Source organism: Gordonia spumicola, assembly GCF_009932475.1.
Taxonomy (GTDB): domain Bacteria; phylum Actinomycetota; class Actinomycetes; order Mycobacteriales; family Mycobacteriaceae; genus Gordonia; species Gordonia spumicola.
Genome location: NZ_BJOV01000005.1, coordinates 570,453 through 594,664 on the forward strand (window position 1 = coordinate 570,453; position 24,212 = coordinate 594,664).

The window sequence follows — 24,212 nt, forward strand, 5'->3', positions numbered from 1 at the left end:
GATGATGGTCATATGCGCGATGCAGTGATCGTCGATGCGGTTCGCACCCCCATCGGCAAGCGAAACGGTTCCCTGTCCACGATCCACCCGGGCGACCTCACCGGGCACGTCCTCGGCGCGCTCGCCGACCGTGTGGCGTTCGACCCGGCCGACATCGACGACGTCGTCTGGGGTTGCGTCAGCCAGGTGGGCGACCAGGCGGGCAGCATCGGGCGGGTCGGCGTGCTCGCCGCGGGTTGGCCCGAGTCGGTGCCCGCGACCGTCGTCGATCGTCGATGCGGATCGGGTCAGCAGGCCGTGGTGTTCGCCGCCGCGGGCGTGATCGCCGGCCACTACGACATCGCGATCGCGGGCGGCGTCGAGTCGATGTCGCGGGTGCCGATGGGATCGGCGCGGGGTGACGGGCAGCCGTATCCGGCGTCGGTCCTCGACCGCTACGGCGTGGATGGGTTCAACCAGGGTCTGGGCGCGGAGATGATGGCGAAACGCTGGGACCTGTCCCGACAGGTGCTCGACGAGTACTCGGCCCGCTCGCACGAACGGACCGCTGCCGCCATCGACGCGGGAGCGTTCGACGCGCAGCTCGCGCCGATCGGCGGCCTCACCCAGGACGAGGGTCTGCGTCGCGGAACCACCGCGGACAAGCTCGGCGGCCTGAAGACACCGTTCGACCCGGACGGCGTGATCACCGCGGGCAATGCGTCCCAGATCTCCGACGGAGCCGGAGCCCTGCTCATCACCTCGTCGGAGACCGCGTCGCAGCGCGGGTGGACGCCGATCGCGCGGATTCACACCACAGTCCTTGCGGGCGACGATCCGGTGATCATGCTCAGCGCTCCGATCGCCGCAACCGCGAAAGCGTTGACGCGGTCGGGCCTGTCGATCGACGACATCGGAGCCTTCGAGGTGAACGAGGCGTTCGCCCCCGTCCCGCTCGCATGGCAGAAGGAGACGGGTGCGTCCGACGCCGTCCTCAACCCGCTCGGCGGCGCGATCTCGGTGGGCCACCCGTTAGGCGGCTCCGGCGCGATACTGATGACCCGGTTGGCGCATCACATGCGCGACAACGGGATTCGATACGGTCTGCAGACCATGTGCGAAGCCGGGGGCATGGCGAACGCGACGATTCTGGAGCTGCTGTGAGCGACGACCTGCTGATCGAACGGGACGGCGACGTCGTCACCTGGACCCTCAACCTGCCCGACCTGCGGAACGCGATCTCCGACGACGAGATCATCGACGCGATCGTCGACGCCGTCGCCGACACCAACCGCGACCAGTCGATCCGCGCCGTCATCCTGACCGGGGCGGGCTCGGCATTCTCGGCGGGCGGCAACGTGAAGGCGATGGCCGCCGGTGAGGGGCTCTTCGGCGGGGCCGGGCACACCCAGCGAATCGGCTACCGCGAAGGCATTCAGCGGATTCCGCGTGCCATGTACGCACTCGAAGTGCCGGTGATCGCCGCCGTGAACGGTCCCGCCGTGGGAGCGGGCTGCGATCTGGCGATGATGTGCGACCTCCGCATCGCATCGACGACCGCGTTCTTCGCCGAGAGTTTCGTGAAGCTCGGCATCATCCCCGGCGACGGCGGGGCGTGGTTCCTGCCCCGGGTGGTCGGCCCGGCTCGGGCCGCGGAGATGGCGTTGACCGGCGACCGCGTGGACGCGTTCACCGCCCTGGAGTGGGGAATGGTGTCGCAGGTCGTCGAACCGGATCAGTTGCTCGCTGCGGCGAACGCGCTCGCCGCCAGAGTCGCCGTCAATCCGCCGGTGGCGGTGCGGATGACGAAGAAGCTGCTGCGCGAATCGAGCATGCAGACGCTCGACCAGCTGCTCGAACTGTCGGCGGCGATGCAGGGCCTGGCCCACCAGACGGACGATCACCGCGAGGCCGTCGCGGCGATGATCGAGAAGCGTCCGGGCGTCTACACCGGGAGGTAGTCATGAAGGTCGTCGTGGTCGGCGCGGGCATCGCCGGGCTCACCGCAGCCGTCGCCATGCACCGCGACGGTCACGAGGTGCGAGTCCTCGAAGCCGACCGTCGCGGGTCGGGCGCCGGGATCTCGCTGTGGCCGAACGCCTTGGCCGCGCTCGACCGGATCGATGCGGGCGACGCCGTCCGCGCGGCGGGCGGATCGGTGCCTGCCGGGGCCGTCCGCTGGCGTGACGGCGGGTGGATCCGGAGGCCGGACACCGACCGGCTGGTCCGCGCGCTCGGCGAACCTCTTGTCGTCATCGAGCGCGGCGTCCTGAGCGACGTGCTCGCGGGTCTGCTGCCGGACGGGACGATCGAGTACGGCGCCACCGGGACCGGCGACGTCGACGCGGACCTCGTGGTCGGAGCCGACGGCATCGGATCGACCCTGGCGACCGGGCTGAACGGGCCGCTGCCCCGCACGTACTGCGGGTACACGGCGTGGCGCGGAGTGGCGGACGCGACGTTCGACCCGGTCCTGGCCGGCGAGGTGCTCGGCCCCGGCGGGCAGTTCGGGCTCGTCCCGCTAGGCGCCGACCGGACCTACTGGTTCGCCACCCAGAAGCTCCCCGAAGGCACGTTCTTCGACGACGAACTCGCTCACGTCCGACGGCTCGCCGACGGTTGGGCGTCACCGCTGCCCGAACTCGTGGCGTCGACCGACCCGGTGAACGTGCTGCGCAACGACCTGCACGACCGTGCGATCGCACCCCGCTGGACCGACGGACGCATCGTACTGATCGGCGACGCCGCCCATCCCATGCGACCGCACCTCGGACAGGGCGGTTGTCAGGCCATCGAGGACGCCGTCGTCCTCGCCGCGAGCGTCGCGGCCGAGCGCGACGTCGCATCGGCGTGCCGTACCTACGAGACCGTCCGACGCCCTCGGGCGGCGGGCGTCGTGCGGGAGTCGAAGCTGATCGGGCGGGTGATCAACGACTCCCCGGCGGCGGTGTGGGGGACCGCGCTCAGGGCGAGCGTGATCGGTCCGGACGTCCTCGTCCGGCGCCACCTCGCCCGGATCGCGGGCCGATCCGCCTTCGAACAGAACCTGGCCCGCGTCTAGGCCTATACGGTGGCGAGTATGACCTTCACCCTCACCGCCCGCGCGCTCCTGCTCGACATGGACGGGACGCTCGTCGACTCGACACCCGTCGTCAACCGGATCTGGGCCGACTGGGCTCGGGCGCACGGGCTGGACGTCGACGCGGTGCTCGACGCCGCGCACGGACGGCAGGGGCACAGCGTGATGGCCGAGTTCCTGCCCGACCGGCCGCGATCGGAGAACGTCAGGCAGGATGCCGAGATGCTCGCCCGCGAGGTCGCCGAGACCGACGGCATCGTCGAGATCCCCGGCGCGGCTGTCTTTCTCGCATCGCTCACGGATGTTCCGCACGCGCTCGTCACCTCGGCGAACGTGCCGTTGGCGTCGGGTCGGATGGCGGCGGCCGGACTGACGGTGCCCGCCGTCGCGGTGACCTCCGAGGACGTCACCGAGAGCAAGCCCGCACCGGAAGGCTTCCTCTCGGCCGCTTCGATCCTCGATGTCGACCCTGCCGACTGCATCGTCTTCGAAGACTCTCGGGCAGGCGTGACGGCGGCGCGGGCAGCGGGCATGCGCGTGATCGGGGTGGGCTCCGCGTCGTCGGCCTTCGGTCCGAACCACGTCGTGGCCGACCTCACCGGTGTCATCGTGACCCGCGACGACGACGGGACGGTCACGGTTCGGCTGTGAAGCGGTGCGTCTATCGGGTAACGAACCGCGAGCAGACGGTTCCACCCGCCGGTCCGTGCATAGTCTGAATAGACCACAACTCGCATCGGAGGTCAGCTCATGGACGTTGTCGCAGCTTCAGAGATTCTCGCCCGATCGACCACGCTCACCAGCGTCGGATGGATCGGCTACATCGTGATCGGAGCCATCGCGGGGTTCATCGGAGGCAAGATCGTGAACGGCGGCGGCTCGGGTCTGCTGGCGAACATCGTGATCGGCATCATCGGAGCCCTGGTCGGCGGATTCCTGCTGAGCTTCTGGTTCGACACCGAATCCGGCGGCTGGTGGTTCACCCTGTTCACGGCCGTGCTCGGCTCGGTGATCTTCCTGTGGGTGATGGGCAAGCTGCAGGGGCAACGCCGCTGACCGTCCCCCGCTGAGCGCCACTGAGGTCCGAGTCGACACCCGTGACCGCGCCACACCGAGCGATCAGTCCAGAGTCACACCGAGGTGCGCGGCGAACTGATTGACCAGGCCGACGGCTTGGTCTGTGTCCATCGTCGAACCGCGCAGGCCGTCGAGGTGATGCACGTTGCCGATGGTCAAACCGCGCAGGTCGACGTCGGACAGTTCAGCTCGATGTACGTCGAGTGTCTCGACGCGGCAGTCGGTGAACGACACACGAGTCGCTGTCGCACCGCCGAAGTCGAGTTCGCCGATGATGCAGCCGCGGAACTCGACGTCGCGTACGTCGCAGCCACGCAGGTTGACCAGTTCGATCTTGCAGTTCTCGACGACCATCGAGCGCACTTTGCCGTCGAAGAGGCCGAGCGCGCCGATCCGGCTGTCGACAAGGTGAACGTTGCGAAGAAACGCTCGGGCGAGGGTGAATCGGGGAGCGGTGATCCGAGTGAAGCGTGAGTCGGCGAACCGTGCTCCGGTGAAGTCGGTGTCGTCGAGGTTCGACGCCGCGATCTCGCATTCGACGAGGGCTATGCCCACGGCGGATTCGCCTGCGAGGTCGACGTTCTCGAACATCGCCAACTCGACGTCGGAGTGCGGCGCGATGTCGGTCGCGTCACCCGCCTCGAGTTCTGGGAGCACCAGACGTTCCAGACGAGGAGCACGCGGCACGTTCCGACCTTTCGTAGATTTCGTACTGGTGATCGATCCTACCGACGTCGGCGGGGTCCGATCGCGCTGAAGCCTGCCGGCAGAGTTGTCGCCGGACGCCTTGGGTCGTCGAGGATTGACCAATCCTGGAGGCGGTCGAGGGCTTGTCCCGCCAATAGGCAGTTGTGGGACTGCGCGTGCCGGGCCGTCTATGGCGGTTCGATGACCGTCAGTGGTACCGCTCGCGCGATACGACTGCATGGGTGCCCCCGGTAGGATTCGAACCTACGACCGGCGGATTAGAAGGCCGCTGCTCTATCCCCTGAGCTACGGAGGCGGTCACCGTCACACGAGGTGGCGGCCGAGGTCTGAGTATATCGGTCTTACGATGGACTCATGACAACGACGTCGCCTGCGAGCGGTACAGACAAGAGCGACGACCCCGCGATCGACCACGACCGGCTGAAAGATCCGTCCGGGCCCCGGCGGATTCTGATCGCGGTGATGATGGCGGTCGGCTCGGTCGCCGGTGTCCTCGTGACCGCGGCGTCGGCGGCCACGGCCCTCAAGCTGACCGGCCTGCCCGATGCGGGCGCACTGACGACGTACGGCATCCCCGTGGTGACGGTCGTCGGCCAGATCAGCGCGGCGATCGGATTCGGCTGTGCGATGTTCGCGGCGTTCTTCGTGCCTCCGCAGCCGTCGGGCACGCTCGACGCGGGCGGGTTCCGCGCCATTCGGTGGGCGTACGCGGCGATGCTGACGTGGGCGGTCTGCGGCCTGCTCCTGATCCCGCTGACCATCTCGAACCAGAGCGGCCACTCGCTCGGCGAGGTGTTGGAGCCGTCGAACCTGCTCAACGCGTACCCGCAGGTCGCCGAGGCCCGCTATTGGCTCTGGACCGCGATCTTCGCGATCGTCGCGGCGGTGGTCGCCCGCCTCGCCCTCGCGTGGGGATGGACGTTCGTCGTCCTGGTGCTGTCGTTCCTGTCGCTGATGCCGTCGGCGCTCGCCGGGCACTCGTCGTCGGGCGGATCGCACGACATCGCCACCAACAGCCTGATCCTGCACATCGTGGCGGCCGCAGCCTGGCTCGGCGGGCTGCTCGTGGTGCTCGCGTACGCGTTCGGCGACGGCCGATGGCGCACCCTGGCACTGCGACGCTATTCGCGGGTCGCGTTCTGGTGCCTCATCGTCGTCGGTGTCAGCGGCGTGGTCAACGCGCTGGTCCGCATGCCGATCGGCGACCTGTTCAGCACCACCTACGGGCTCATCGTGCTCGGCAAGCTCACGGCGTTCGGTCTCGCGGGCGCGATCGGCGGACTGCACCGTTCGGTGACCCTGCGCGAACTCGAAGAGACCGACGAGCCGAAGCGGTCGTTGTTCGTGCGGTTCGCGGCCGTCGAGACGATCGTGTTCGCCGTCGCCTTCGGGTTCGGGGCCGGACTGTCGCGGACGCCGCCGCCCGCGCTCGAATCGGCCGACGTGACGCCGATGGAGCTCAAGATCGGCTACAACCTCGACGGCGAACCGACGCTGGCCCGGCTCGCGTTCGACTGGCGCTTCGACCTGATCTTCGGCACCGCCGCCATCGTCGCGGCCGTCGTCTACCTGCGCGGCGTCCACCGTCTCCGCAAGCGCGGCGACGCCTGGCCGATCGGCCGGACCATCGCGTGGATCGCGGGCTGCGCCGGTCTGTTGATCGCGACGTCGTCGGGCATGGGCCGCTACTCGCCGGCCCTGTTCAGCAGTCACATGATGAGCCACATGATGATGTCGATGCTGGTGCCGGTGCTGCTGGTGCTCGGAGGTCCGGTGACACTGGCGCTGCGCGCGATCCCGCCCGCGGGACGGGGCAACCCCGACGGCCCGCGCGAGTGGATCCTCGCCGGACTGCACAGCAAGTACTCGCGGATCATCACTCATCCGGCGATCGCGGTCACGATCTTCGTCGGCAGTTTCTACGTCCTCTATCTGGGCGGACTGTTCGACGTGGTGGTCGAGCACCACTCGGCGCACCTGCTGATGAACCTGCACTTCCTCGTCAGCGGCTATCTGTTCTACTGGATCGTCATCGGCATCGACCCGGCGCCGCGCAAGCTCAGTCACGTGGGCAAGCTGGGCATCGTGCTCGGTGCACTGCCGTTCCACGCGTTCTTCGGCGTCGCGCTGATGATGACGTCCGGCGTGATCGCCGAGCAGTACTACAAGGGACTGCAGCACCCGTGGGCCCTCGATCTCGCGGCCGATCAGAAGGTCGGCGGCGGCATCGCGTGGGCGACCGGCGAGTTCCCGCTGGTGCTGGTGATGCTCGCGCTGCTCATCCAGTGGCGACGTCAGGACGACAAGCAGGCCCGCCGGTTCGACCGCAAAGAGGAGCGTGACTCCGACGCCGAACTCGAGGCGTACAACACGATGCTGCGCGAGATGAACTGACGCGCCGGGACGTCAGGCGAACGCGTACGAACCGTGCAGTTGGCGCTGGTGCTCGAGCCAGGTGTGGACCAGGCGAGCGCCGGTGAGACGTTCCACGCGGCGGTGGACGGCGGCGTCGACCGTGTGCCACGCCGTGCGGGCCACGGCACCGCAGCGTCGCAGGAACGCCACGATGAAGGATGTGACGCGGTGCGCCCAGGCGAACTCCGTCGAGAGGACGCCGAGCCCTAGGAAGAACGAACCCCATCCCGGGCCGGGGATGGGCAGCGGGATCATGACCAGTCCGGCGAGGATGAGGACGGTGCCGACGACGGCGACGCCGACGCGGTACATGCGATCGAGAACGGGATGGCGCCGGATCGCATAGCGCTGCTTCCGGTGCCAGATCTTGATCCGCAGACGCGTGCTCAAATCGTGTCGCCTCTCGTCGCCAGTCAGGTCGTTGTCGGTACCCGTGAGAAACGGTTCGCCGGTACCGGACGGTTCCCAGTGTGACACAGGTCATGGGAATAAACGGGGGATGGCACGCAGATGTCGTTCAGGGTGTCCCCGGATGCGCGCTCGAGTTGTAGCGGTGCAGGAGTTCGGCGAAGGCGGCGATGTCGGACGGCGGCCAGTCGTGCAGGAGTGCGCCGATGGCGGCCTCGCTCGCCGAGGCGATGTCGGCCAGCGTCGTCCGTGCGGCGTCGGTGAGTTCGAGTCGTCTGCCGCGTGCGGTGCGGCCGTCCGCGACGCGGTCGAGCAGGCCGCGGTCCCGCAGCGCGCCCAGCTGTCGACTCGCCGTCGACTTGTCGATCATGGCGGCCGTCGCGAGTTCGGCCGCATTCACGCCGGGGTTGTCGTCGACCATGCGGAGCAGCGAGTACTCGGTGAAGGTGAGGCCGTGCGCCTCGTAGATCCCGCGTGCGCCGTTGCGCAGGCGCCGCGACAGCGCGGTCAATTCGCGCTCGACTGTGACGAGGTCGTCGTGGTCCGCCGGAGTCATGAGTTGTATATTACAACTCATGGTGAGTTGCATAATGCAACTTCGAACGAAGGAAAGGTCGCGCATGTCCGCCAGCCCGACACCGGCACTGCCGCTCAAGACGATCGCCTCGCACGTCGTCGTCCCCGCCCTGATGGGCGTCGTGATGGCACTCTGTTACCTCGGCGGGTTCCACAAGCCCGACCCGCACGAGCTGCGGATCGACGTCGTCGGACCGCCCGCGGTGACGGCGCGGGTCAGCGACGCGCTGTCGACCGAACTCGGCGACAAGGTCGATCTCGGACAGGCGACCAGTGTCGACGACGCGCGCACCGCGATCGAGAACCGCGAGATCGTCGCAGCCTTCGTACCCGGAGCCGACGTCGACCGGCTACTCGTGTCGACAGCGGCGGGGGACCCCACCGCGATGGTCGCCGAGCGCATCTTCTCCTCGGTCAGCGAGCGCACCGAGACCCGCCTCGTCATCACCGACGTGGTCCCGGCCGACCCGGTGACCGACCCGTCGGGGCAGAGCCTGTTCTTCCTGCTCGTGGCCCTGACCGTCGGCTCGTACGGCACCGGCATCGCGATCGCCGTCGCCGCGGGCGGGCGCTCGATGGGCGTGCGGTTGGCGTTCGCCGCGGCAGCGGCGGTCCTCGTGCCCGCGGCCGTCGTCGCCGTCGCGGCCATGTTCGACGCCCTCCCCGGCGCTGGGTCTGCGGTGTTCGGTCTCGGCGTCCCGTACGCGCTCGCGACGATGCTCTTCGCGATCGGCCTGCACCCGCTGATCGGGCGGTTCACCACCATCGTGATGGTCACGATCTTCGTCGGCCTCAACTTCACCACCAGCGGCGGCGTGTTCGCACCCGCGCTGCAGCCCGCGTTCTTCGGCGCCCTGCACGACTTCTGGATCGGAGCCGGATTCAACGAGGCCGCACGAGACCTCGCGTACTTCCCGCACCTGAGCGTCACGGGCGAGCTGGGCAAGCTGGTCGGCTGGCTCGTCGCGGGCTGCGCGCTCGTCGCCGTCGCGGCCGTCGTTGAGCGTCGACGTCGCACGAAGACCGTTGCCGCGGTCGAACCGTCGTTCGCCCAACTCGAGGAACTCGAAGAAGAGGTCGTCGCCTGAGAGGCCTGTCGGTCGGCCCGATAGGATGGCTGGCGAACCATGCCGACCCGAGCGTCTCGTCGACGACGCGGGGGAGCGGGCATGTCCGCAACCGCAGTATCTGAGCAGGTAGGAGTCGAAACCGGTGGCCGGTGAATTCATTTACACGATGAAGCAGGTGCGCAAGGCGCACGGCGACAAGGTGATCCTCGACAACGTCACGATGAGCTTCTACCCCGGCGCCAAGATCGGCGTCGTGGGCCCCAACGGCGCGGGCAAGTCGTCGATCCTGAAGATCATGGCCGGGCTCGACCAGCCGTCCAACGGCGAGGCCTTCCTCGATCCGGAGGCGACCGTCGGCATCCTCATGCAGGAGCCCGCGCTCAACGAGGAGAAGACCGTCAAGGAGAACGTCGAGGAGGGCCTCGGCGAGATCAAGGTGAAGCTCGACCGCTTCAACGAGATCGCCGAACTGATGGCGACCGACTACTCCGACGAGCTCATGGACGAGATGGGCAAGCTGCAGGAGGACCTCGACCACGCGGATGCGTGGGACGTCGACTCGCAGCTCGAACAGGCGATGGACGCCCTGCGCTGCCCGCCCGGCGATCAGCCCGTCACGCACCTCTCCGGTGGCGAGCGACGCCGCGTCGCACTCTGCAAACTGCTGCTGAGCAAGCCCGACCTGCTGCTCCTCGACGAGCCGACCAACCACCTGGACGCCGAATCGGTCCTGTGGCTGGAGCAGTTCCTCGCGAGCTACCCCGGCGCCGTCCTGGCCGTCACCCACGACCGCTACTTCCTCGATCACGTCGCGCAGTGGATCTGTGAGGTCGACCGAGGCAAGCTGCATCCGTACGAGGGCAACTACTCGACGTACCTGGAGAAGAAGGCCGAGCGCCTCGAGGTCCAGGGCAAGAAGGACCAGAAGCTGCAGAAGCGCCTCAAGGAGGAGCTCGAGTGGGTCCGGTCGGGCGCCAAGGCCCGCCAGACCAAGAACAAGGCGCGTCTGGCCCGCTACGAGGAGATGGCTGCCGAGGCCGAGAAGCATCGCAAACTCGACTTCGAGGAGATCCAGATCCCGACGCCGCCGCGTCTGGGCAACGTGGTCGTCGAGGTCGGCAACCTCGACAAGGGCTTCGACGGTCGGGTCCTCATCAAGGACCTCTCGTTCACGCTGCCGCGCAACGGCATCGTCGGCGTCATCGGCCCCAACGGCGTCGGCAAGACGACGCTGTTCAAGACCATCGTCGGCCTCGAGGAGCCCGACTCGGGAACGGTGAAGGTCGGCGAGACGGTCAAGCTCAGCTACGTCGACCAGAACCGCGCCAACATCGACCCGAAGAAGTCGGTGTGGGAGGTCGTCTCCGACGGACTCGACTTCATCGAGGTCGGCCAGAACGAGATGCCGTCGCGCGCCTACGTCAGCGCGTTCGGCTTCAAGGGCCCGGATCAGCAGAAGCCGTCCGAGGTGCTCTCGGGCGGTGAGCGCAATCGCCTCAACCTCGCGCTCACGCTGAAAGAGGGCGGAAACCTGATTCTGCTCGACGAGCCGACCAACGACCTGGACGTCGAGACCCTCAGCTCGCTGGAGAACGCTCTCCAGCAGTTCCCCGGCTGCGCCGTCGTGATCTCGCACGACCGCTGGTTCCTCGACCGGACCTGTACCCACATCCTGGCGTGGGAGGGCAACGTCAACGAGGGCCAGTGGTTCTGGTTCGAGGGCAACTTCGAGGCATACGAGGCCAACAAGGTCGACCGCCTCGGCGCCGACGCGGCGCGCCCGCACCGTGTGACGCACCGCAAGCTCACGCGCGACTGACACCGCCGCCGAGGGCCGGTCCGGGACCCGGACCGGCCCTCGGCGTCTCCGCACACCCTGAACTGCGCCGATACCTGCGAGTAACCCTTCGCTGCCCGTAGGCTCGTCGGAGCACGATGAAAGGGTGTGGCAAGTGGCCGACTTGGCGGAGCGCTACGGCGCGGACGTCCATGACCTGACGAACGATCAGGTCGCCGATCGATTCGAACGACATCGGGCGGTGGGGGCGATCAGATCGCCCGGGGAGTTCCGCATCGACGCGAATCGCATCGACGGCGGAGCCATCGAGATCAACATCGTCGTCGACGATGTGCCGCTGCTCGTCGAATCGGTCCTGACGGTCGTCGGCGACGCCGGATACACCGTCGTCCGCACCGATCACCCGCAGTTCACCGTCGCGCGCGACGCGGGCGGACGCCTCACCGGACTCGCCATCGGCGGCGCGGGACTGCACGAGGCGTGGATCACCGTCACCGCGGCGGCGTCCCCGGACGCCGACTTCGACGCGCTCGTCGCCACCGTGCGCGGTGCGCTGCAGCGAGTCGTCTCGGTACGCGACGACACCGTCGCCATGCGTGAGCGGATGGCCGAAGTGATCGCCTCGCTCGCCGACGCGGGCGGCGACCTCGAAGACATCCGACTCCTCGAATGGCTCGCCGCACGCGCCAACTTCGTCGGCGTCGGCTATCGGGCGGCTACCGTCGACCCTGCGGCGGGGGACGCGCTCGGAGTGTGGCGCGACCCGGAGACGCCGCGACCCGCGCCCGCCGCGACGGGGGTCGCAGTCGATCGTGCGTGGCTCCCGACGGGCATGCTCCGCGGACGGTTCCCGATCCTGGTCCGCGCCGTCGTCGACGACGTGGAACACCAGTTCCTCGGCCTGATCACGTCGACGGGCCTGTACCAGTCGGTCCGCGACATCCCCGGGGTCCGGCACAAGGTGCGGCAGGTGCTCGACGGTCTCGGACTGGTCGACGACTCGTACAACGGCCTCGCCGCCGTCGAACTGCTGCAGACCTTCCCGCTCGTCGAGTTGATGGCGTCGGAGGCCGACGATCTGACCGGCCGCATCCGCGAACTGCTCGACTCGCAGGCCGGTCGCACGCCGCGGTTCCAGGTGCGTGTGGGACTCGACGGACAAACGGTGTCCGCGCTGGTCTTCATGCCCCGCGAGGCCTACTCGACGGCCGTCCGCACGCGGGTCATCGACATCATCAAACGGGCGCACGGCGGCGACGAGACCGATTTCACCACCCGCATCTCGAACTCGCCCCTCGCCCAGCTGCAGGTGCTCATGCACGTCGGCGAGGCCACCACGCTCGCCGACTCGGCGGGTGCATCGTGCCGTGCGCAGTTGGCCGACGCCGTCCGGACCTGGGACGACCACATCCGTGATCGGGTGTCCGACGACGCGTCGCTCCGACTCCTCGGCACCGTCGCCGAGCGGTATCGCGACGAACGCGACCCCGCCGACGCGGCCGCCGACCTGCCGATCGCGGCGGGCCTGCAGTCGGGTGACCTCCACGTCGCCGTCGACACCCCGGACTCGAGCGCCTGGACCTTCACGCTGTACCTCTGCGACCGCCAGGCGGCGCTCACCGATGTGCTGCCGATGCTGCAGAGCCTCGGACTCACCGTGGACGACGAGCATCCCCACGTCATCGACCGACCCGACGGATCCCGAGTGTGGATCTACGAGTTCACCGTCCAGCCCGCGCCCGGGGTCGATGTCGAGCACACCGACGACCTGCCCGACCGCGTCGCGGACGCCTTCCGTCGGATGTGGCGTGGCGAGGCCGACATCGACGGCCTCGGCGAGCTGGTCCTCCGAGCGGGTCTGTCCGCGCGTTGGGTCGAGATGCTCCGCACCTACGCCCGGTACCTCGGCCAATGCGGCTTCGGCTACAGCCTGTCGCACATCGCGTCGGTGCTCGGCGAGCAGCGGGGGGCGACGGCGGCTCTCGTCGACCTGTTCGCGGCCTCCTTCGACCCGGACTCCGCCGACGACGCCCGCCGGGACGAGGCGTCCGACCGTCTCGACGGTCACATCGCGGGCATCCTCAGCCTCGACGCCGACCGAGTCGTGTCTGCGTTGGCCGCCGTGGTCCGCGCGACGCTGCGCACCACCTTCTACATCGACGCCGACGGCTGGACCCGCCCGACGATCGCCGTGAAGCTCCGCACCGGCGACCTCGCGTTCGCGCCCGCGCCGCGCCCGAAATACGAGATCTTCGTCCACTCGCCGCTCGTCGAGGGCGTGCATCTCCGGTTCGGCGACGTCGCCCGCGGCGGTCTGCGCTGGTCGGACCGCCAGGAGGACTTCCGCACCGAGATCCTCGGGCTCGTCAAGGCGCAGGCGGTCAAGAACGCGGTGATCGTGCCCGTCGGCGCCAAGGGCGGCTTCGTCGTCCGTCGCGGACCGGCGACGCGCGAGGAGGGCGTCGAGTGCTACCGCGCGTTCATCGCGTCACTGCTGCAGTTGACCGACGACCTCGACACCGCGACCGGATCGGTGCTGCACCCGGCGCGCGTCGTCCGTCGTGACGGCGACGACCCGTATCTGGTCGTGGCCGCGGACAAGGGCACGGCGTCGTTCTCCGACATCGCCAACTCGGTCTCGAACCACTACGACTTCTGGCTCGGCGACGCCTTCGCGTCCGGCGGGTCGGTCGGCTACGACCACAAGGCGATGGGCATCACCGCCCGCGGCGCGTGGGAAGCGGTCAAGCGGCACTTCCGGGAGATGGGCGTCGACGTCCAGTCGGAGGACTTCACCGCGGTCGGCGTCGGCGACATGAGCGGAGACGTCTTCGGCAACGGGATGCTGCTGTCTCGCCACACGCGCCTGATCGCGGCCTTCGACCACCGGCACGTCTTCGTCGACCCGAACCCCGATGCGGCGACGTCGTACGTCGAACGCGAACGACTGTTCCGACTGCCGCGCTCGTCGTGGGCCGACTACGACACGTCCCTGATCTCCGAGGGCGGCGGCGTGTGGCCGCGCGACGTGAAGTCGATCCCGATCAGCGCGCAGATGTCGGCGGCGCTCGGTCTGGCCGACGACGTGACCGAGCTGTCGCCGCCCGAACTGCTCCGCGCGGTGCTGCTCGCACCGGCCGACCTGCTGTTCAACGGCGGCATCGGCACCTATGTCAAGGCGTCCGACGAAGCCGACGCCGATGTCGGCGACAAGGCCAACGACCCGATCCGCGTGACCGGCGCGCAGCTGCGCGTCAAGGTGGTCGGTGAGGGCGGCAACCTCGGTGTCACCGAGCACGGTCGCATCGAGGCCGACCTGTACGGCGTCCGGATCAACAGCGACGCGCTCGACAACTCGGCGGGCGTCGACTGCTCCGACCACGAGGTGAACATCAAGGTCCTGCTCGACTCGCAGATCGCGTCCGGTGCACTCGACGCGGCCGACCGTGAGAGCTTCCTCGAGTCGATGACCGACGACGTCGCCGACCTGGTGCTCGCCGACAACATCGCGCAGAACGCCGAGCTCGGCGTTGCTCGCGGAACCTCGCGCGACGATGTGGAACTGCATTCGCGCATCCTCGCCGAGCTGGCCGACTCCGGCGTCGACCTGGCATTGGAGGCGCTCCCGACGCCGGACGCCCTCGCCGCGCGGCGCGCGGGTGATCTCGGCAGGGGACTCACCAGTCCGGAACTCGCGACGGTGATGGCGCATGTCAAACTGCTGACCAAGTCGCGCCTGCTCGCGTCCAACCTGCCCGACAACGACCTGTTCGCCCCGATGGCGCAGGCGTACTTCCCCGCGGCGGTGCGGGAACGGTTCTCCGACGGCATCGCGGGTCACCGTCTGCGCCGCGAGATCGTCACGACCTGCCTGGTGAACCAGATCGTCGACGACGGCGGCATCGGCCATCTCCTCACGATCGGGGAGTCGACCGGGGCCGACACGGGTGAGGGCGCGCGCGGCTTCGTCGTCGCGAACGACGTGTTCGGCTTGAGCGCCCTCATCGGCGCGGTCCGCGCGGAGCGGATCCCGACCGCCGTGGGCGACGCCATGACCTCTCGCGTGCGGCAGCTGCTCGCGACGTCGTCGCGCTGGCTGCTGTCGCATCGACCGCAGCCTTTGGCGATCGCGGCCGAAGCCACCCGCTACGGCGACGTCTCGGTCCTCGCTCCGCGGCTGGGCGAGTGGCTGCGGCGCCCCGAGGCCGTCGACGCGATCGTCGCCGAGTACACCGAGGTCGGCGTCGACGCGGCGCTCGCCCGGACCGTCGCGGAGGCCCCGTACCGGGTGCACCTGCTCGACGTGCACGATCTCGCCGAGATCGAGGACCGGGACCCCGACGAGGTCGGCGACCTGCTGTTCGCGGTCCTCGATCATTTCCGGATCGACAGTCTCATCGCCGCCGTCGACACCCTGCCGCACGGCGACAGGTGGAACCTGCTCGCCCGCGTCGCGCTGCACGACGACCTGCTCGCCGTGCTGCGGGGACTCACCGGATCGATCCTGGCGCTCAGCGAGCCGGACGAGTCGCCCGAGCAGAAGATCGCCGAGTGGTCGTCGGCCCGGTCCGCCCTGCTGCAGCGTGCGGGCGCGACCCTCGACGAACTCGTCGCCGCCGACGAGTGGGACATCGCCACGCTGTCGGTCGCCGTTCGTGCGTTGCGTAGTGTGATCGGGTAGGAGTGGTCGCTCGGGCCGCCCGAGGTGGAGAGAGGCGGCCGGAGTGACCGACCAGACTGCAGGGACACCGGCCGACCGTAGGCTGTTCGACGACGGCGGCCACCGCACCGACGCCGGGTTCGTGGTGCGGGTCCCCGTCCGATGGTCCGACATGGACGTCTACCAGCACATCAACCATGCGCGAATGGTGACGCTGCTGGAGGAGGCGCGCATCCCGTGGCTCTTCTACGACGACAAGCCGACGGCGCCGCTGCGCAAGGGATGCCTCGTCGCCGATCTGCACGTCAAGTACCAGGGGCAGATCCGGCATGACGAGTCGCCCATCTCGGTGACGATGCACGTCGAGAAGCTCCGCGCGGTCGACTTCACCGTCGGCTACGAGGTGCGTCCCTTCGGTGCGCCCGCGGACTCGAAGCCCGCCGTCGTGGCGTCGACGCAGCTGGTGTCGTTCGACATCGACACGCAGCGCCCTCGGCGGATGACGCCGGAGGAGAAGGCGTACCTGACCTCCTTCATCCGGTCATGACCGGCCCACAGCGCGGCATCGCGCCACACCGGGAGTCCGACCGCGGCGATCTCGCGGCCTTCGTCGCGCGCGCGGGACGGGTCGACGAGTCGGGCGTCGTCCGGCTGCACCAGCGCCCCGACGACCGCGTCGGTCTGTGGGTGCGGACCGGATTCGACGTCCTCGCCACCCGGTCGATCTTCGGGACCGTCGAACCGTCCGACGTGATCGGCGACCTCACGGTCCTGGCGTCGTCCTTGGCCGCGGCCGATGCGATCGTGCAGGTGGGAAACCCGCCGACCATCGCATGGCAGGGTGCGCTGCCCGGCGCGAACGGCTACATCCACGTGGACGACGTCCCGGCCCGGGCCATCGTCGACCTGGCCCGACGAGGCCTCGGTGTGGCCCGCGACGAATCGGGCGCTCTCGGCCCCGCGTCGTCACTGCTCGACCAGAAGGTCCTGTCGGTGACCGGCGGCGACGACACGGTCGACGTCACCATGCGCGCCGTCTTCGCCCTGACGTCGATGGGATTCGTCCGCGACGCCGCGGGTCACGAGATCACCGCAGACTCGTCTCTCGACGCCATCGCCGCCGACGAACCGGTCCGCGTCCGTGCCTCGGCGGCCTGGGTCCGTCTCGACGCCCGCTTCGGCTCGGTCTACCAGCGCCGCACCGCACTGTCCCTCAACGTCGGAGCCCCCTGACTCGGCTCAGACGAGCCACGCCGCGGCGTCGGCAGGCAGCAGGCCGCCTTCGAGGGGCGTGCTGACCAGCAGGACCTGACCGGGCGGCAGGGGGACGGCCACGTCGGACGCGTTGAGGGCGCAGATCAGGCCGCCGGGCCTGCGGAACGCGATGCAGCCCGCGGGGGCGCCGTACCACTCGACGGTGTCGCCGGAGAACTCCGAACGGTTGTAGCGCAGGTCGACGGCCTGCCGGTACAACGACAGGGTCGAGAAGATGTCCTCCAACTGCGCCTCGACGGTCAGTGGTGCCCAGTCGGCCGGGATCGGCAGCCACGTGTCGGGATTCCGGCTGAACCCGAACGGCGGACGCGGACCCTCCCACGGGAGCGGGACGCGGCAGCCGTCACGGCCGCGATCGGTGTGCCCGGAGGCCTCCCACACCGGGTCGACGAGCGCCTCGTCGGGAAGGTCGGCGTCGGGCAGTCCGAGTTCGGCTCCGTTGTAGACGAACACAGTCCCCGGAAGCGCGAGTTCGACGAGCGCCATCGCGCGGGCGCGTCGGGTGCCGATCACGAGGTCGCCGTCGGGCGCGTAGCGCGTCACCTCGCGCGGCACATCGTGGTTCGACAGCGTCCACGTCGGGGTGGCCCCGACGAGGTCGGTCGCCGCCAGCGACGACACGATCGCGTCCCGGATCCGATCGGCGTCGAAGTCGACGGTCGCCAGCGCGAAGTTGAAACCGAGATGCAGTTCATCGGGCCGCACGTACTTGGCGAACGCCTCGTTCGAGGTCACCCACACCTCGCCGACGTTGAACGTGCCGGGGTACTCGTCCATCACGGCACGGATCTCGCGGTGGATGGCGTGGACGCCGTCGCGGTTGAACCGCGGGTCGTCGTCGGTGTGCTTGAGGATCTCCGAGGGATGCTCCATGTCGGGGAGTCCCGCCGGTTTGGACATGCCGTGCGACACGTCGATCCGGAAACCGTCGACGCCGCGGTCGAGCCAGAAGCGCATCGTCGTACGGAGATCGTCGAGGACCTCGGGGTTGTCCCAGTTCAGGTCGGGTTGCGCGGCCGCGAACAGGTGCAGATACCACTGGCCCGGGGTCCCGTCGGCTTCGACGACGCGTCGCCACGCGGGCCCGCCGAAGACGCTCGTCCAGTTGTTCGGCGGGAGCGAACCGTCGTCGCCGCGTCCGTCGCGGAAGATGTAGCGCGCCCGTTCGGCGCTGCCGGGTGCGGCGGCGAGCGCCTGTCGGAACCATTCGTGCTGGTCGCTCGTGTGGTTCGGGACGAGGTCCATCGTCACCCTGATGTCGCGGTCGTGCGCTTCGCGGACGAGGCGGTCGAAGACGGCGAGGTCGCCGAACAGGGGATCGACGTCGCGGGGATCGGAGACGTCGTAGCCGTGGTCGGCCATCGGGGAGCGCATGATGGGCGACAACCAGATCGCGTCGACCCCGAGCAGCTCCAGATAGCCGAGCTTGTCGATGACGCCCGCGAGGTCCCCGACGCCGTCGCCGTTCATGTCCGAGAACGAACGGGGATACACCTGATAGACGACGGCTGATCGCCACCAGTCACCGGCGGGTTCCGCATTGCTCACGTACTGTTCGCTCACGTACGCGATTGTTTCACAATCAGAACGGGCTGTTGATCAACGAATCGGCCGCCATCTCCATGTATTCGAGGATGCGGGCGCGGTGCTCCTCGTCGAGGACGTCCGATTCGATCGAACCGATGGCGATTCGCATGCAGCGCAGCCACGCGTCGCGTTCCATGGGGCCGATCTTGTACGGGACGTGTCGCATGCGGAGCCGCGGGTGGCCGCGTTCGTCGGAGTAGGTGTGCGGCCCGCCCCAGTACTGCTCGAGGAACATCCGCAGGCGTCGCTCCGCGGGGCCGAGATCCTCCTCCGGGTACATGGGCCGAAGGATCTCGTCGGAGGCGACCTCCGCGTAGAACGCCGCGGTTATCCGTTCGAACGTCGCGTGGCCGCCGACCTCGTCGTAAAAGGTGGTCATGACGCCCATTGTCCACGACGACGGTCGTCTACGACGTTCTGTAGGCCCTATCGGGACGGCCGTCGGGTCCGTGAGCTAAATTGGTTCACGATGACCTGCACCTGGCAGGTCGTGTGCGCTCAACTCCAGGCGCGAGTCGAAAGGGTGGGGTGTGGACCAGCTCATAGTTCCCGTCGGTGTGACTGTCACCGCGCTGTGCGTGCTCTCCGTGGTCATTTGTGTCGTGTCGATGGCGTTCTCGTGGGGCGTCAAGCGTCCGCAGGTCACCGAGTACACGCTCGACCAGCGGTGGGACCGCGGTCCGGCGCTGTTCACCGCGACCGACATCGATCCGATGACCCTCGCCCGGCATGCAGAGCCCGGCGACACCGAGGGAGGTTCCGCAAGTGGCAAGTGGTGACATCGCGCACGTCGATCCGGCGTCGCTCCCGATCGGTTCGGCCGTCACGTCCAGTGGCCGCGTCTCCGCGGCCCTGTACCCCGGGCAGGGCTTCGACACCCCGCCGCTGAGCCAGAACGACCTCATCCTCCTCGACGACACGCTCAAGGAGACCAGCGAGGTCGCCCGCGTGCGGTTCTCGGTCTTCATCGGCGATCTCGGCTCCGACGTGGTCGCCGGTGCGCGTGCCGCGCTCGCGAAGTCGCCCGAGCCGTACAACGGCGCGCTGATCGCCGTGTCGCCGAACTCGCGCGACGTCGTCGTCGTGTCCGGCGCGGACGTCGCGGGCCGCGTCAACGATCGTGTCGCCGAACTCGGTGTGGCCGCCGCGCTCTCGGCGTTCAAGCAGGGTGAACTCGTCGACGGCCTCGTCTCCGCGCTCCGCGTGATGGCGACCGCGGTCGCGCGTCCCTGACGTCTCTCGCGGCGAACGCCCTCGACCTTCCCGGTCGAGGGCGTTCGTCGTTCGTGGGGCCTGTCGAGCCGTCCCCGGCTCGTCGAGCGCAGTCGAGACGCTCCCGCGTCAGGAGTACGTCCGCGAGCGGGCCCCGCGCGTCCACAGGACGTCGTCGCCCACGTCGCGGCCGTCGGCGACGAGGGACCGTTTGAGGATCTTGTTGGTCGCGGTCGACGGCAGGTCGGACGCGACCCGGACGAATCGCGGCCAGGCCTTGGGCGACAGGTCGTCCTGCGCGGCGAGGAAGTCGCCGAACTCCTCCGGGGTGAGGGCGGCGTCGTCGCGCAGCACGAGCGCGGCCATCACCTCGTCGCCGACGCTCTCCGGGACGTGGGTGGCGTACACGGCGACGCGGCTCACCGCGTCCAACCGCATCAGGATCCGCTCGATCGGCGCCGCCGTCAGGTTCTCGCCGTCCACGCGCAGCCAGTCCGAGGTCCGACCCGCGAGGTACAGGTAGCCGTCGGTGTCGGCGTACGCGAGGTCGCCTGACCAGTACATGCCGCCGCGCATGCGTTCGGCGTTGGCATCCGGATTGTTGTAGTAGCCGGAGAAGAAGCCCGCGCCCGACGTGTTGACGAGTTCGCCGATCGCGTCGTCCGGGTTGACGAGAACACGATGCTCGTCGAACACCGCGGGCGCGCACGGCTGCGACGTGTCGGGGTGATACACCTCGACGCCGGGCAGACCACGGCCGATCGACCCCGGCGGGGTGGTCTCGTCGCGGGTGATGATGACGGCGTTCTCCGTCGACCCGAACGCGTCGGTCACATGCACGTCGAAGCGGCGGGCGAACTCGCCGATGTCGCGTTCGGACGCCTCGTTGCCGAACGCGATGCGCAGCGGATTGTCGGCGTCGTCCGGGCGCGGCGGCGTGGCGAGCACATAGGAGAGCGGCTTGCCGACGTAGTTCATGTAGGTCACCCCGAACCGGCGGAGATCGTCGACGAAGCGCGACGCCGAGAACCTGGTCGGCACCAGGGTGCCACCCGCGTTGACCGCGGGGGAGAAGCCGCCCGCGATGGCGTTCGAGTGGAACAGCGGCATGGACAGGTAGAACACGTCATCGGCGGTCAGCCCGAACCGTTCGACGAGGTTGGTGCCCGCGAACAGCACCATCAGGTGCGAGACGAGCACGGCTTTCGGGTCGCCGCTGGTGCCGGAGGTGAAGATCATCATGAACGGGTCGGTCATCTCGACCGTCCGCACCGGGGTGAGGTCGCCCGCGGCCTCCGCCTCCCGTGCCCACGATCGGGAGTCGACGTCGACCACCACGACGCCGGGCAGGTCGAGGCCGGTCAACAGATCGCGGTGCTCGGCGTCGACGAGCAGCAGCTGGGAGTCGGAGCGGGCGATGTCGCCCGCGAGCGCGCTGCCGCGCCGGGTGTCGTTCACCCCGCACAGCACGTATCCGCCCTCTGCCGCCCCCGCGAGGGCGACGAGCATGTCCGGCGTGTTGCCGAGCAGCGCCGCCACGTGCGGCGGGCGGGCGTCGTCGAGGCGGGCGATCACGGCGGCCGCGTGGCGACGCGCACGGCCGATGTACTCCGGCCAGGACCACTCGACGGTGTCCCCGGTGTCGCGGTGCGCGAAACGCACCGCGACACCGGGAGTCTCGGCCCGTTCAGCGATCAGTTCCTGCAGTGTCTGTGCCATAGGCGGATTCTGACACAGGTTTCAGTTCGCGGACTCCGCATCGAACTTTCGGGCGCGGATCGCCCGGGCCGCCGAGTCGCGGCCCTCCAGGATCAGCCGGTGCAGCGCCGCGGGGAGGTCCGTCGTGAGCAGTTCGTCGGCGGCCGCCAACGCCGCATCGCTGAGGTCCCAGCTCGGATACAGCCCGATGACGACCGTCTGCGCGACCTCGCTGGTCCGGCGGCCCCACAGCTGCACGACCTCGCCGAAGTAGCGGCCCGTGTAGGGCGCGAGGAGATCGGACCGGCCCGGTCGGGCGAGACCTTCGACGATCGATCGGACGGTCACGTTGGCGACGGAGTCGTCGTCGAACGCGGTGGTCCAGGCGGTTTCCTTGGCCTCGGGTGTCGGCAGGGCGGCACGCGCCGCGGCCGCGTGGCGCGCACCGGCGGCGGTGTTGTCGCGGGCGGCCTCGGCGGCGATCTCGGCCTCGCCGATCGAACCGTGAGAGGCGAGCGCCTTCACCAGGCGCCACCGGAGTTCGTCGTCGACGACGAGGCCCGTCAGGCCGTGCGACGTCGGGACGTCGCCCTTGAGCAGTCCGAGCAGCGTGGCCTGCTGGTCGTCCGTCGTGACGCCGCCGAGCAGGGTGTTCACGAACGCCAGCTGGTGGTCCGAGCCCGCCTCGGCCGCTCGTGCCAGCTCCAGCAGTCGTGCGGAGAACGTCGGCCACCCCGTCGACGCGGCCCAGCCCGGCTCGGCGTACGACTCGAGGGCCGTCGTCGCCTGCAGCAGGACCCGCTGCACCACGCCGACCTCCGACTCCGCCGAGATGCCGCGGCCGACGAGTTCGACGAAGTCGCGGGCCGACATCTCGGCCTGACGCGTCATCTCCCACGCCGCCGACCACACCAGGGTGCGGGGCATCGGGTCGTCGATGTCGCCGACGCGGGCCGTGGCCGTCGCCAACGACGTCGGATCGAGACGCACCGACGCGTAGGTGAGGTCGTCGTCGTTGAGCAGGATCAGGTCGCCGCGATGGCGGCCGATCAGATCGGGGACCTCCGTCCGCGGGCCCGCCACGTCGAGTTCGACGGACTCCGTGCGGACGAGCGCGCCCGTGTCCGCATCGGGTGTCGCGTAGACGCCGACCCGCATGCGGTGGACGCGCGTCTCGCCCGCGCCGGGCGCCGCGCCGTCCTGCAGCACCGCGAACGACGTGATGACGCCGGCGTCGTCGGTCTCGATGTCGGGTCGCATCACGTTGATGCCGGTGGTCTTGAGCCACTGGTCGCCCCAGTCCGACAGGTCGCGTCCCGACGCCTTCTCCAAGGCTCCGAGCAGGTCGGCGAAGGTCGCATTGGCGAAACGGTGCGCGGCGAAGTAGTCGCGCAGTCCGGCGAGGAACGGCTCGAGGCCGACGTAGGCGACCAGCTGCTTGAGGACCGACGCGCCCTTCGCATAGGTGATGCCGTCGAAGTTGACCTCGACGGCGGCGATGTCGGGGATGTCGGCGGCGATCGGGTGAGTCGACGGGAGCTGGTCCTGGCGGTACGCCCACGACTTCTCGACGTTCGCGAACGTGGTCCACGCATTCGTGTACTCGGTGGCCTCCACCTGCGACAACACCGATGCGAAGGTGGCGAACGACTCGTTGAGCCACAGGTCGTCCCACCACGTCATGGTGACGAGGTCGCCGAACCACATGTGCGCCATCTCGTGCAGGACAGTCTCGGCGCGACGTTCGTACAGGTACCGCGTCACGCGCGACCGGAAGACGTAGTCCTCCAGGAACGTGACGGCTCCCGCGTTCTCCATCGCGCCCGCATTGAACTCGGGGACGAACAGCTGGTCGTACTTGCCGAACGCGTACGGCACGCCGAACACGCGGTGGTAGAAGCCGAACCCCTGCTTGGTCTCGGCGAACAGCCGGTCGGCGTCCATGTGCTCGGCGAGCGACGCGCGGCAGTACAACCCGAGCGGGATGACGCCGTGCTCGTCGCTGTACTCGTCGGTCCACGCCGCGTACGGGCCCGCGATCAGCGCCACGAGATAGGTGCTCATCAGCTCGGTCGTCTCGAACTGATGGACGAGAGCGCCGGACTCCGCGGCCGTGGGCTCGCCCGCGGGCGCGCCGTTGGAGATCACCTTCCAGTCGGCCGGGGCGGTCACCGTCGTCGTGTAGCGCGCCTTGAGATCGGGCTGATCGAAACACGCGAACATGCGCTTGGCGTCGGCCGTCTCGAACTGCGAGTACAGGTAGACGGCGTCGTCGGCGGGGTCGACGAACCGGTGCAGGCCCTCGCCGGTGTTCGAGTACGCGCAGTCGGCGACCACCGTCAACGTGTTCACCGACGCCAACTCGGGCAGGGCCAGGCCGACGGACTCGTCGAAGTCGGAGACGTCGAGGTCGGCGCCGTTGAGGGTGGCCGACACCAGGCGCGGGGCCACCAGGTCGATGAACGTGGAAGCTCCGGACGTGGCCCGGAAGGTCACGGTGGTAGCCGACCGGAACGTCGTCTCGCCGGGCGCCCCGGAACCGTCGGTCAGGTCGAGGTCGACGACGTACTCGTCGACGTCGAGGAGGGCCGCGCGTTGCCGCGCCTGGTCACGTGTCAGATTCGGTGCGCTCACCCGGCCCATCGTACTGGCGGTCCGGCGCACGACCGG

General features: G+C 69.1%; 20 protein-coding genes and 1 tRNA gene. 13 read left to right on the plus strand and 8 right to left on the minus strand.

Annotated elements, in window-relative coordinates:
• The first annotated feature begins 12 nt into the window (after positions 1 to 12).
• The 5 genes from GYB83_RS13845 to GYB83_RS13865 all read left to right on the plus strand — a co-directional run bounded on the left by GYB83_RS13845 (position 13) and on the right by GYB83_RS13865 (position 4,114).
• Entirely contained in the window at positions 13 to 1,143 is a 1,131-nt protein-coding gene (locus tag GYB83_RS13845; RefSeq protein WP_161896019.1) for a thiolase family protein, read from the plus strand.
• The gene (locus tag GYB83_RS13850) at positions 1,140 to 1,940 is read left to right on the plus strand and encodes a crotonase/enoyl-CoA hydratase family protein (RefSeq protein WP_161896020.1); all 801 of its coding nucleotides are present in this window, start codon (positions 1,140 to 1,142) and stop codon (positions 1,938 to 1,940) included. The genes GYB83_RS13845 and GYB83_RS13850 overlap by 4 nt, the downstream gene beginning before the upstream one ends.
• 2 nt (positions 1,941 to 1,942) lie before the next feature.
• A complete protein-coding gene (locus tag GYB83_RS13855; RefSeq protein ID WP_161896021.1) occupies positions 1,943 to 3,040 on the plus strand; it encodes an FAD-dependent monooxygenase in 1,098 nt (365 codons plus the stop codon).
• 18 nt (positions 3,041 to 3,058) lie between these two features.
• Positions 3,059 to 3,709, plus strand: a complete 651-nt coding sequence (locus GYB83_RS13860; RefSeq protein ID WP_161896022.1) for an HAD-IA family hydrolase — start codon at positions 3,059 to 3,061, stop codon at positions 3,707 to 3,709.
• A gap of 99 nt (positions 3,710 to 3,808) precedes the next feature.
• A complete protein-coding gene (locus GYB83_RS13865; RefSeq protein WP_161896023.1) occupies positions 3,809 to 4,114 on the plus strand; it encodes a GlsB/YeaQ/YmgE family stress response membrane protein in 306 nt (101 codons plus the stop codon).
• A 63-nt stretch (positions 4,115 to 4,177) separates the two neighbouring features.
• Here the strand turns inward: GYB83_RS13865 and GYB83_RS13870 are convergent, their stop codons facing one another.
• Complete coding sequence (locus GYB83_RS13870) at positions 4,178 to 4,822, minus strand: pentapeptide repeat-containing protein (RefSeq protein WP_161896024.1); 645 nt, start codon at positions 4,820 to 4,822, stop codon at positions 4,178 to 4,180.
• Positions 4,823 to 5,065: 243 nt separating this feature from the next.
• Positions 5,066 to 5,138 (minus strand) — tRNA-Arg (locus GYB83_RS13875).
• Positions 5,139 to 5,197: 59 nt separating this feature from the next.
• Here GYB83_RS13875 and GYB83_RS13880 point away from each other — a divergent pair.
• Positions 5,198 to 7,237, plus strand: a complete 2,040-nt coding sequence (locus GYB83_RS13880) for a bifunctional copper resistance protein CopD/cytochrome c oxidase assembly protein (protein WP_161896025.1) — start codon at positions 5,198 to 5,200, stop codon at positions 7,235 to 7,237.
• A 12-nt stretch (positions 7,238 to 7,249) separates the two neighbouring features.
• Here GYB83_RS13880 and GYB83_RS13885 read toward each other — a convergent pair whose 3' ends face one another.
• Positions 7,250 to 7,648, minus strand: a complete 399-nt coding sequence (locus tag GYB83_RS13885) for a PGPGW domain-containing protein (RefSeq protein WP_161896026.1) — start codon at positions 7,646 to 7,648, stop codon at positions 7,250 to 7,252.
• A gap of 127 nt (positions 7,649 to 7,775) precedes the next feature.
• Positions 7,776 to 8,222: a MarR family winged helix-turn-helix transcriptional regulator gene (locus GYB83_RS13890; RefSeq protein WP_161896027.1), complete on the minus strand. Its 447-nt coding sequence runs from the start codon at positions 8,220 to 8,222 to the stop codon at positions 7,776 to 7,778.
• A 64-nt stretch (positions 8,223 to 8,286) separates the two neighbouring features.
• Here GYB83_RS13890 and GYB83_RS13895 point away from each other — a divergent pair, with 64 nt between their 5' ends.
• The 5 genes from GYB83_RS13895 to GYB83_RS13915 all read left to right on the plus strand — a co-directional run bounded on the left by GYB83_RS13895 (position 8,287) and on the right by GYB83_RS13915 (position 17,003).
• Entirely contained in the window at positions 8,287 to 9,330 is a 1,044-nt protein-coding gene (locus GYB83_RS13895) for a hypothetical protein (RefSeq protein ID WP_161896028.1), read from the plus strand.
• Between the two features lie 124 nt (positions 9,331 to 9,454).
• A complete protein-coding gene (ettA, locus tag GYB83_RS13900; protein WP_267130329.1) occupies positions 9,455 to 11,131 on the plus strand; it encodes an energy-dependent translational throttle protein EttA in 1,677 nt (558 codons plus the stop codon).
• 133 nt (positions 11,132 to 11,264) lie between these two features.
• Positions 11,265 to 15,791 carry an NAD-glutamate dehydrogenase gene (locus GYB83_RS13905; protein WP_228461486.1) on the plus strand — a complete coding sequence of 1,509 codons (4,527 nt, stop codon included), beginning with the start codon at positions 11,265 to 11,267 and terminating at the stop codon, positions 15,789 to 15,791.
• 43 nt (positions 15,792 to 15,834) lie between these two features.
• Complete coding sequence (locus tag GYB83_RS13910) at positions 15,835 to 16,317, plus strand: acyl-CoA thioesterase (RefSeq protein ID WP_161896030.1); 483 nt, start codon at positions 15,835 to 15,837, stop codon at positions 16,315 to 16,317.
• The gene (locus GYB83_RS13915; protein ID WP_161896031.1) at positions 16,314 to 17,003 is read left to right on the plus strand and encodes a DUF8185 domain-containing protein; all 690 of its coding nucleotides are present in this window, start codon (positions 16,314 to 16,316) and stop codon (positions 17,001 to 17,003) included. The genes GYB83_RS13910 and GYB83_RS13915 overlap by 4 nt, the downstream gene beginning before the upstream one ends.
• A gap of 6 nt (positions 17,004 to 17,009) precedes the next feature.
• Here the strand turns inward: GYB83_RS13915 and GYB83_RS13920 are convergent, their stop codons facing one another.
• Both GYB83_RS13920 and GYB83_RS13925 read right to left on the minus strand, forming a co-directional pair.
• Positions 17,010 to 18,608: a glycoside hydrolase family 13 protein gene (locus tag GYB83_RS13920; RefSeq protein ID WP_161896032.1), complete on the minus strand. Its 1,599-nt coding sequence runs from the start codon at positions 18,606 to 18,608 to the stop codon at positions 17,010 to 17,012.
• A gap of 19 nt (positions 18,609 to 18,627) precedes the next feature.
• Positions 18,628 to 19,020, minus strand: coding sequence for a globin (locus GYB83_RS13925; RefSeq protein WP_161896033.1), 393 nt, complete (start codon positions 19,018 to 19,020; stop codon positions 18,628 to 18,630).
• Positions 19,021 to 19,162: 142 nt separating this feature from the next.
• On the opposite strand from GYB83_RS13925, the gene ctaJ reads away from it, so the two are divergent.
• Together ctaJ and GYB83_RS13935 are read left to right on the plus strand one after the other, a co-directional pair.
• A complete protein-coding gene (ctaJ, locus tag GYB83_RS13930; protein ID WP_161896034.1) occupies positions 19,163 to 19,411 on the plus strand; it encodes an aa3-type cytochrome oxidase subunit CtaJ in 249 nt (82 codons plus the stop codon).
• Positions 19,398 to 19,865 (plus strand): DUF5130 family protein, encoded by a 468-nt coding sequence (locus tag GYB83_RS13935; RefSeq protein ID WP_161896035.1) that lies wholly within the window; start codon positions 19,398 to 19,400, stop codon positions 19,863 to 19,865. Before ctaJ ends, GYB83_RS13935 begins: the two co-directional genes overlap by 14 nt.
• A 108-nt stretch (positions 19,866 to 19,973) precedes the next feature.
• Here the strand turns inward: GYB83_RS13935 and fadD1 are convergent, their stop codons facing one another.
• On the minus strand, positions 19,974 to 21,563 hold the full coding sequence (gene fadD1 / locus GYB83_RS13940; RefSeq protein WP_161896036.1) for a fatty-acid--CoA ligase FadD1: 1,590 nt from the start codon (positions 21,561 to 21,563) through the stop codon (positions 19,974 to 19,976).
• Positions 21,564 to 21,584: 21 nt separating this feature from the next.
• Positions 21,585 to 24,176, minus strand: a complete 2,592-nt coding sequence (gene pepN / locus GYB83_RS13945) for an aminopeptidase N (RefSeq protein WP_161896037.1) — start codon at positions 24,174 to 24,176, stop codon at positions 21,585 to 21,587.
• Positions 24,177 to 24,212 lie beyond the last annotated feature (36 nt).